This window comes from Methylibium sp. (genome assembly GCF_013817345.1).
Classification (GTDB): domain Bacteria; phylum Pseudomonadota; class Gammaproteobacteria; order Burkholderiales; family Burkholderiaceae_C; genus Methylibium.
Genome location: NZ_JACDCW010000020.1, coordinates 39,845 through 49,641, shown reverse-complemented (window position 1 = coordinate 49,641; position 9,797 = coordinate 39,845). Strand labels below are relative to the sequence as shown.

The following is a 9,797-nucleotide window of genomic DNA, read 5'->3' as shown; positions in this document are numbered from 1 at the left end:
CTCGGTGCTGTTGCTGTGGAACGCGTTCGACTCCAAGGAACAGCTGAGGGTGGCGGCCGACGCCCGGATGATCGCCGACAGCAAGCGGCGCGCTGCGGCGCTCGGCGACTTCGCGGCGCAGCAACGCAGCACCGCCGAAGAACTGGCGGCACTGCACGAGCTGCGCACCTATCTCGTCAACAAGGCGCTGGGCATGTCGCCGCTGTACGGCCTGGACGCCGGCCTCGGTGCGGTGGAACAGCGCTTTCGGGAGTGGATCGGCCGCGACAAGATCGGTGACGGCCAGGCATACACGCGCATCGCCTGGGTGGATGCGGCCGGGCAGGTGCTGGTCGACACGGGCTACGACCCCGCCACGCTGCTCGAGCCTGCAGGCCCTGCAGGCCGAACCTCGTTCGAGATGCATCTGGAGCAGCGGGCCATCGTGACGGCCGCTCCGGTGGTCTTCAAGGGCGAGCTCGTCGGGACCGTCGTCACGGTCGGCGATATCGGTCAGCTCTATCACTCGCTCATCCAGATGGTTGCCGAGGGCTCGTATCGCGAGACGCTCGTGACCATCGACGGCCGCGAGATCGCCACCCCGGCAGGCCCCCTCGCCTTCGCTCCCGAGCTGGCGGCCGAGCTGGCACGGCTGCCACCGGGCCGGCCCGCCCGCGTCGCGCCCCTGTCGGCTGCGGCTCGGGACGCAGGAAAGGGCGATGCCGTCGCCATCGCGACCCCGGTCCCCGGCATGGCGGCCGTGCTCGTCACGACGCTGTCGCGCGACGAGATCTATGGCGATCTCAGTTCCTCGGTGTTCCTGTTCTCGCTGAGCGCGTTTCCCGTGCTCCTGCTGCTCGCCGCAGTGCGAATGGATCGCCTGCAGGGACGTGCGCGCGCACTGGAGCTGGGCGCCGCCCGCTCGGACGCTCAGCGCCACATCCTGCAAGGGCGCAACGCGTCGCTGTCGGAGGAGATCCGCCGTCGCGAAGCGATCGAGGCCGAACTGCAGCGCCACCGGGACCATCTGGAAGAACTGGTCACCCGGCGAACCGCCGAGCTGAACCGGCTGTTCCACGCGCTGCCGGACAGCTACTTCCGCATGGCGCGCGACGGCACCCTCCTGGAACATCGAGTCGGACGCGAAGCGGGCCTCTTCCCGGTTCCCGAACAGTTCCTGGGCCGCAAACTGCAAGACATCGTGCCGGCGGACACGGCGCAGAAGGTGACGGCGGCGCTCGGCGAGCTGGCGCACGGCGCCGAGCAGTGCATCGCCGAATGCGAAATGACTCTGGCCACGGGGCGTCAGTTCTACGAAGCCCGCGTGTTGCCGCTCGATGAAGACCAGCTCTTGATGGTGGTGCGCAACGTGACCGAGCGCCGTGAGTTCGAGGAGGTCCGAGAGGCCAACCGGCGCGAGGCCGAACGCCTGGCCCGCGTGAAAAGTGAATTTCTGGCCAACATGAGCCATGAGATTCGAACCCCGCTGAATGCCGTTCTCGGCCTGGCCCAGATCGGCACCCGCGACCGCAGCGGCCGCGCAGCGCCCGAGAACTTCCAGGGCATCCTGGACGCAGGCCGGCATCTGCTGAGCATCGTCGACGACATCCTGGACTTCTCCAAGCTCGAGGCCGGCAAGTTGAGTGTCGAGCGGCGTGCTTTCCGTCTGTCGGCTGCCGTCGATGCGGTCGTCGGCCTGGTGGCTGGCCGCACCGCCGCCAAGGGCCTCGCGCTGCCCGTCGCTCTGGCGCCGGACCTGCCCGACTGGGTCGAAGGCGACGCACTGCGGCTGAAACAGATTCTGGTCAATCTGCTGAGCAACGCCGTCAAGTTCACCGATCGCGGCCAGGTGGCGCTGACGGTCCGCGCCGAGGCCGGCTCGGTGGTGTTCGAGGTGGCCGACACCGGCATCGGCATGGAGGCGTCACTGCTCGCGCGCCTGTTCCAGCCGTTCGAGCAGGCCGACGGCTCCACGACCCGCCGCTTCGGCGGCACCGGTCTGGGCCTGGCGATCAGTCACAACCTGGCCATGCTGATGGGCGGCGAGATCCGGGTCGAAAGCCGCCCGGGACAGGGCAGCACCTTCACGGTGCGCCTGCCTTTGTCCACCGCCTCCCCGATCGAGCCGCTACCGGTCGGTGCGACCGCCGAAGGCCCGCGGCTCCCGGGCCTGCACGTGCTGGCCGCGGAGGACAACGACGTGAATCGCCTGGTTCTGCAGGCCCAGCTCGAAAGCGAGGGTTGCCACGTCGTGTTCGCCAGGAATGGCCTGGAAGCGCTGGCCCGCGTCGCGCAGGCGGGCGCGTCCGCCTTCGACGCCGTGCTGATGGACGTTCAGATGCCGCTCATGGACGGCATCGAAGCCACCCGGCGGCTGCGCGACTCGTCGCCCACGCTCCCGGTGATCGGACTGACGGCCTACGCCTTGCCCGAAGAACGCGAGAGATGCCTGGCCGCGGGCATGGTGGACCATGTGGCCAAGCCGGTGGACATCGACCGGCTGGTCGACTGTCTGCTGCATCACGTGATTCGACCGCCGTGCCTGGCTGCTGCGGGTTGATGCCCGTTTGAGCGTGCCGCGCTCGGGCGTGCAGACAAAGCCGGCCGCGATCCGGACATATTGCAGCGCGCAGGCCACGTCACCGAACTGAAATCTGTTTTCAAAGGTGGTGTCACGAAGCGGTCGGATGCTCGGTGCTCGTCCTCACAGGAGAGCGCCATGTACGAAGTTCCCATGCCGACCCAGCCGCTGCACAACCTCACCGGGTCCGCAGCCGCTGTCGTTGCACGCCGGCGGCCGCCCTTGCCCGCGCCGCCGCACTCCGCGGCTCCCGGCGGGCTGACCGTGAGCTGGGCCCGCAGCGAAAACGACATCCGGGATGCGCAACGCCTGCGCTATCGGGTGTTCGTCGAGGAGATGGGCGCTCGCATCGCGACACCGCCCGGCACGCCGGCCGGCATCGACGTCGACTTGTACGACCCGTACTGCGAGCACCTGCTGGTGCGCAGCGCGGGCACACATGGAGAACGCGGCGAGGTGGTCGGCACCTACCGGGTCCTCACCCCGGCGGGTGCGCGCCGTGTCGGCGGGCTGTACAGCGACAACGAGTTCGACCTCACGCGCCTGCGAGCCCTGCGCCCGCGCATGGTCGAGCTGGGGCGCTCCTGCGTGCACCCGGATCACCGGTCCGGCGGCGTGATCATGACCATGTGGGCGGCCCTGGGCACCTTCATGCTCACCAATGGACTGGAAACGATGGTCGGTTGCGCCAGCGTCGGCATGCGCGACGGCGGCCGGCTCGCCGCGGGGCTGTGGCGACAGTTGAGCATCACGAACCTGGCGCCGATCGAGTGGCGCGTCACGCCGCGCCTGGCGTTGCCGGTCGACGACCTGATGCCGGCCGGCGAGGTCGAGCCGCCTGCCCTGATCAAGGGCTATCTGCGCTGCGGCGGTATGGTGCTGGGCGCTCCCGCGTGGGACCCGGCGTTCAACACGGCGGACCTGCCCATGCTGATGCGCATCGAGGACCTGCCGCACCGCTACAAGCGGCACTTTCTGGGCGCGTGAGGCGCTGGCGGCGAGTCAGCGCCAGACCTGCAGGGTCGCTGCGTCGTTGGACGGTGTCACAACGGCCGGCGCCGCTGCGCCGGCGCCACGTCATCGACTCGACACGCCACTGTCACGGTTCAGCCACGCGGCTTGACGAGACTGCCGAAACGCTGCCGCAAGCCCTGGCGCCAGCGGCTGCGGAGCAAGGCCGCGCACTCCGCGAACCCGTAGACGAGCGACGCCAGGATGACCGGTGGCCTAGGTGGAAATCGATCGCGAGAAGCGTGCATGTTGTCTCCCAGTTTGAGCTCGTGAATGTGAAGGACAGAGATGACAACTCGATGGCAGAGCGCTGCGCCGTGAACCGGTCACTGGGCCGTGGGTGACGCCGCCGCACGGCTGCCGACCGAACTCGCCGACATCGCACGACTTGCAAGCGACGCCGGCCCGCATGCCGTAACGCAGACCGTGGCGGAAGTGGTCGTCGACGGGACGCCGCTTCCCGTCTATGCCGTCGTGCTCGGCAGTGCCGACCCCAGCCATCCCGGCGTGGGCTTCTTCGGCGGCGTGCACGGGCTGGAGCGCATCGGCACCGAGGTCGTGATCGCCTGCCTGCGCGCGCTCGTTCAGCGGCTGAAGTGGGACGCGACACTGCAGCGCCTGCTCACGACGCTTCGGATCGTCTTCATGCCGCTCGTCAATCCCGGCGGGCTGTGGCGGGGAACGCGGGCCAATCCGCAGGGCGTCGATCTCATGCGCAACTCGCCCGTGGAATGCGCGCAGGCTGCCCCGCCCCTGCTCGGCGGTCAGCGCCTGAGCGCGGCACTGCCGTGGTACCGCGGGCCCGCCGGCGCGCCGATGCAGATCGAAGCGCAGGCGGTGTGCCGGGTGGTGGAAGAAGAACTGCTGTGCCGACCCTTCGCGCTGACGGTTGATTGCCACTCCGGCTTCGGCCTGCGCGACCGCCTCTGGTTCCCGCATGCCCACACGCCGGTGCCGGTGCGCCACCTCCCCGAGGTGCTGGCACTCACCGAGCTGCTGGACGACAACCTGGCGCACCACCGCTATATCGTCGAGCCGCAGAGCCGGCAGTACCTCGCTCATGGCGACCTCTGGGATCACCTTTACCTGAAGGCCGAACGCGGCGGTCGCGTGCTCCTGCCCTTGACGCTCGAAATGGGCTCGTGGCTGTGGATCAAGAAGAATCCGCGCCAGATGTTCTCGCGCCAGGGGCTCTTCAACCCCCTGATCGAACACCGGCAACACCGCGTGTTGCGCCGGCACATGGGTCTGCTCGAATTCCTGCTTCGAGCGGCGTGCAGCTACCGGGCCTGGTGCCCGGCGCAAGCGCAGCGCGAGGCGCTGCGCGAACGGGCGCTGCAGCGCTGGTACGCGGCAGGCAGGCCGTCATGAGCGCATGGGTCCTGCTGCGCGGTCTTGCACGGGAAAGCGCCCACTGGAGCCGGTTTCCCGAGGCCTTGCAGAGCCGCCTGCCACCCGGTGCGGCGATCGTCGCGCTCGACCTGCCCGGCACCGGCGTCGAACGGTTGCGGCGCAGTCCGGACACGGTGCCGGACATCGCCGCGCAGTGCCGCCGCTCGCTGCAGGCCCGAGGCGTCGCCGGACCGATCCACCTGATCGGCCTGTCGCTCGGCGGGATGGTCGCGGCGGCGTGGGCCCGTCAGTGGCCCGCAGAAGTGCGCGGCCTGGTGCTCGTGAACTCCAGCGCGGCGCCCATCAGTCCCGTTCACCATCGCCTGCGCCCGAGCGCCTGGCCCGCGTTGCTGCGCATCGCGGCGACGCGCGACGCAAGGCGCGCGGAACGCGCCGTGCTGCGTCTGACCAGCACAGGGGGCGCGTCGGACACCGAACTGCTCGAGCGCTGGACCGACGTTCGCCTCGAGCGCCCCGTCTCGCCGTCCAACGCCTTCAGGCAGCTTTGCGCCGCCGTCCGCTACCAGTTGCCGGCAAGGTCACCCGACATGCCGGCGCTCGTGGTCTGCAGCCAGGGCGACAGGTTGGTGAACCCGGAATGTTCGAGACGCCTCGCCCATGATTGGTCTTGCCGTGCGGTGCAGCACCCCTGGGCCGGGCACGACCTTGCACTCGATGACCCGGGCTGGCTGGCCGAGCAGGTCGCCGCATGGCATCGCACGGCGGCGACATCTTCGTGAGCCAGCCCTCACAGCGGAAAACCGCCGACAGACCGTCGTTGTTCCATGCTCGAGCCGCAATCGCAGGACGACGCGCATCCTGCGACGCGAAAGCGAACGAATATCGTCGTGCCGCTCACGGAGTCGCTTTGACCCGCGTGCTGCCGCCGTGCGCCTGAATCGTCGCATCGATACGCTGTTGCGTGAGAAAAAACTCGTCATCGCCTTCGCGCAGCTCCGACCCGATGCCCGATTTGAACCACTGCCGCCGGTCGCGCCTTAGCGCCCCGTGGGACGATCCCACTGCCCGGTCTGCGGCGTCGTCTGTCCGTCGAGGAACGGCTTCAATGCCGTTCGAGACCCCTGCCTGCCCACCGGCGCGATGCACCGCAGCAGGTCCTTTGCCGTCTTCACCTCCCCGCCATTCGGCGTCTCCATTTCTTCTTCGGCATGCCCATTCGTAATGCACAGCGCTGGATGATCGAACGGCGCCCGCTCGAAGCGAACGCGGTCATCGGTGAGCGCGAGAAGGAAGGCAACAAGGTCGTCCTGCTGCGCTTCCGACAGCCCCAGAGGCTGGATATCCGGGTCAAGGTCCGCCCGATTCTCCTCAGCGAAGTCGCCGCCACGGTTGTAGAACTCCACCACCTGCTTGAGCGTCGCGTTCCCGCCGTTGTGGAAATAAGGCCCTGTCAGCTCCACATTTCGCAAGCCCGGCGTCTTGAACGCCCCATCCACCGCGACACGGTCGCCGGGTTGGACATCGGGCTCCTTGGACCGATCAAACGGCTTGCCGAGCAAATGCGTCTTTCCCTGTTGAGCGATCCTCGTTTCCGATAGCGGATTGCCAAAAGGATCCTTGCCGCCGACCCCGAGATCCTCCGATGTCGGGCGCACCCCGATGTTGTAGAAGCCATTGTCATAAACGGCCTGCGCGCCGTCGCCCATGAACATCCGCTCCAGGCGTTCGTTGAGCACGTTGCGAACCGAGGCGTTGGTCAGCTCCGCGCCACCGTGGCAATTGATGCACTTGCCCTGGCCGATGAACACATTCAGTCCCTTGCGCTGCTGGGGGGTCAGAGCCGACTTATTGCCTTCCAGAAACTTGTCGAAGGGCGTGTCGTCTGCAACCAGTGTTGCCTGGTATAGCTGCAGGGAAAGGCCGAAGAACAGCGCGAAATTTGCTTCGATGTGCTCAACGGTCTCCGGCCCCCTAGAGCCTGGTCCTCTCCCGCCGCCCGCCTCGCTCGCCCGCCGGACCAGGTCCATGGATCGCTCTTGGGGCGCCACCCTCACCCGCCCGTTTCTCCAATAGGCCGGCTGAAAGGCCTTGCGGATCAAGTCGCCGTAGGACACGTTCAAGCCGTCGCCGCGAGGATCCGCGACCGGGCCGAGCACGCTGTCAGTTCGATGCACCTTTTGCTTGCCAAGCGGCTTGACCTTGAGCAGGTTGCGACCCAACTCGATGAACGGCCGACCGTTGCAAGACATCTCGAACGCGCTCACCGGAGGCCCTGACGCCTGCGACGCCAGGCTGGAGAAAAGAATGGCTATCGGGATCTGCTGCAGTTGCCCGTCGATCTCCTTGAACACCAACGCGTTCGGGTTTCTGCGACCAAAAGGATCGACGCCATTGAAGTCGCTGACGGCGCGACCGTCCCAAAAATTGCGGAAGTTGAAAACAGCGTTGATCGTCGTGGGCGTGTTGCGCGACTCGACTTGTCGGACGTTCAAAGCTCCCACATGAAACCCGTTGCCACCTTTCTCGACGGCTTCGGGCAAGTCAAGACAGCGGTCTGGCTCCTTGCCGCCGCCGCTGATGAAATCGGCTCGGAACGCGCCCTGAGATGAAGCCACGTCGTTTTTTTCGGAGGTGCGTGAGTCGGCACGGTCGGGATTCAGGTGCCGTGTGAATGGAAAGTCTTCCGCAGTCAAGACGTGGTTGGGCCCGCCGACCTGGAAGGTCTTGTCCCCGGCGATCAGGCCGGGATTGAGCTGATTCCTGATCCGGTTATCCGCGCCGGCTTGGAAGTGGCAGCTCGCGCAGGCCTGCTTGTGATCGCTGCCCACCTGCATGTCCCAGAACAGCGCCTTGCCCAGCTGGATCGCCGCGCGCTTGTCGCGAACGAATTCGCTCAATACCGCGTCGGACGGACCGGGCACCGGGACAGTCTTTAACGAAGCGAGCGGGGCGTCCCCTTCCTGCGCCTGCGTCCATACGCTCGCGCCGAGAAGGGAGCCCACTAGCGCAGCGGCGCCAGCACTTAGAACAACGGATCTGGTGCGCGGCGTCGAAACCGGCCAAAAGTACTTCACCTGGCATCCCCATTGAAAAACACACTGCGAATCCATCCAAACACTGGATCTCCTGGTAATGGTTGTAAGCAGCGGTAAGGCGAACTTTGCCGGCTGCCACCGGCACGCGCCATAGGGAATGCGACGAGCTCTGCGGGCGCCTCGCTTGCTCACCGAGCACCTGTTGCGCGCTAGCGCACCGACGGCTGCTGGCCCCTGTTATCTGCTCTTGTCACGGCGGCGCATCTCGCGCGGCCTCCACTTCCGCAGCGCAGAGGTGATCAGGTCGAGATGCAGCTCACGTTGGCATTTGATCGCCGAGATCGACAGCCCTGAAGCGGTCCCCCGCAAGCCGAAGCCGGAGAGCAAAGACCAACTTGACTGGCCGCTGCATGAACGGCGGCGACATGACCGAATGCGAGGTGCCGACGCGCCAGGTCGTCTTCAGCTTCAGCACCAACTGCTCCGCAGCAATGCACTGTGGCGGTAGGTCAGCGCCGGGCTGGCGATGCAGCGCCCAGGCGGCCTCTTCGACACAACCCTCGACGTAACCCGGCCGTTGCGGGCTGCCTGTTCTGTCCCGAGGTCAGGGCCAGCGCGCCCGCGCCAGCACCCACACACCACCGGCCAGCGGCAGCGCGAGCAAGGCAAAAGCCGAACCCAACGCGCCCAGCGCCGCACCTGCGGCGCCGAACACAGGCGGCCCGATCACGACGCCGAAAAAGGTGAAGAACAGCGTGCCCGCCGTGGCCGTTCCGGCCTGTCCAGAGGGCGCCACGCGGGCCACGGTGGCCAAGTAGACACCGTTCCAGCCCACGGCCGTGGCGCCGAACACGCACAGCAAGGCGATCACCAGCGGCGCCGGGCTGCCCGGCTGCAGCAATGGCATGCTCAGCGCGCAGCCCGCCATGCCCAAGGCCAGACCCAGCAACACGCGGCGAGGGCCTAGCCAGCGGTCTGACACGAAGCCCCAGCCGATGCGCGCCCCCACGCCCGCCACCTGGGAAACCGCCAGGGCGGCGCCTGCGGCGGCCAGTGTCCAGTGCAGGTCGCCGGTGAGGAAGCTGACCAGGTACGAGGTCAGGCTCACCTGGACCATGGAAAAGACGAAGCTGCACAGCGCCATGGCGCGCAGCACGGCATGCGTGGCGACAAATCGCATCGGTGCCAGGACTTGGTGCAGGTCCGGCCAGGGCGCGCCGTGGTCGCGCTCGCGGTCCAGTTCAGGGGCCAGCGGTGCCGCGCTCGCCGCCGCCACGAGGCACAGCACCGCCAGCCCGATCAACGCCCCAACGGCGCCACCCAAACCCGCCAGCGGCGGCACGAACAGGCCGGCAATGACACCGCCCAGCGGCACGCCGGTCTGCTTGATCGAGAACACCAGCGAGTAGTGCCGCGGGTCCGTCGTGCGCGACAGCATCTGGCTGCTGGCCGGCGTGATGGGCCCGTAGCCCAGGCCGATGAAGAAGGCACCCAGCACCACCAGCGGCAACAGGGGCGTGGCGAGCAGCAACAGGCCGGCCGTGCTGCACAGCAAAGCCATCTGGCTGGCGCGGATGGGCCCCCAACGGCGCACAGCGAAGGCGCCGATCTGTGTTGCGAACATCGCGCCCAGGTACACCAGCGCCACGAAAAGACCCACCGCCGCCGGCCCCAGCTGCAGGCTTTGCAGCAGCAAGGGCGCGGCCACCGTGGGCCCGATGACGGCGGCCGACGATGCGGCCTGCACGAAGGTGGTGACGGGCAGCGCAGCGCGGCGCACGCGGTCGCTGCAGGTCATGGCTGCGGCTTCAGACAGAGGCGCGTCGCGTCGCCGCATG

General features: G+C 67.7%; 7 protein-coding genes. 4 read left to right on the top strand and 3 right to left on the bottom strand.

The annotated features are described in order from the left end of the window. The 4 genes from H0W40_RS05935 to H0W40_RS05920 all read left to right on the top strand — a co-directional run. Positions 1-2,539: ATP-binding protein (locus H0W40_RS05935; protein ID WP_292444188.1), on the top strand; the 2,539-nt coding region annotated here is incomplete at its 5' end. Positions 2,540-2,698: 159 nt separating this feature from the next. After that, on the top strand, positions 2,699-3,547 hold the full coding sequence (locus tag H0W40_RS05930) for a GNAT family N-acyltransferase (protein WP_292444185.1): 849 nt from the start codon (positions 2,699-2,701) through the stop codon (positions 3,545-3,547). A 360-nt stretch (positions 3,548-3,907) separates the two neighbouring features. Then, a complete protein-coding gene (locus H0W40_RS05925; RefSeq protein ID WP_292444182.1) occupies positions 3,908-4,942 on the top strand; it encodes a M14 family zinc carboxypeptidase in 1,035 nt (344 codons plus the stop codon). Then, positions 4,939-5,703 (top strand): alpha/beta fold hydrolase, encoded by a 765-nt coding sequence (locus tag H0W40_RS05920; RefSeq protein ID WP_292444180.1) that lies wholly within the window; start codon positions 4,939-4,941, stop codon positions 5,701-5,703. The genes H0W40_RS05925 and H0W40_RS05920 overlap by 4 nt, the downstream gene beginning before the upstream one ends. 258 nt (positions 5,704-5,961) lie before the next feature. Here the strand turns inward: H0W40_RS05920 and H0W40_RS05915 are convergent, their stop codons facing one another. The 3 genes from H0W40_RS05915 to H0W40_RS05905 all read right to left on the bottom strand — a co-directional run bounded on the left by H0W40_RS05915 (position 5,962) and on the right by H0W40_RS05905 (position 9,757). After that, positions 5,962-7,926, bottom strand: a complete 1,965-nt coding sequence (locus H0W40_RS05915; protein ID WP_292444177.1) for a cytochrome c peroxidase — start codon at positions 7,924-7,926, stop codon at positions 5,962-5,964. Positions 7,927-8,275: 349 nt separating this feature from the next. Further along, on the bottom strand, positions 8,276-8,434 hold the full coding sequence (locus tag H0W40_RS05910; RefSeq protein ID WP_292444174.1) for a hypothetical protein: 159 nt from the start codon (positions 8,432-8,434) through the stop codon (positions 8,276-8,278). Positions 8,435-8,563: 129 nt separating this feature from the next. Continuing rightward, positions 8,564-9,757 (bottom strand): MFS transporter, encoded by a 1,194-nt coding sequence (locus H0W40_RS05905; protein WP_292444171.1) that lies wholly within the window; start codon positions 9,755-9,757, stop codon positions 8,564-8,566. Positions 9,758-9,797 lie beyond the last annotated feature (40 nt).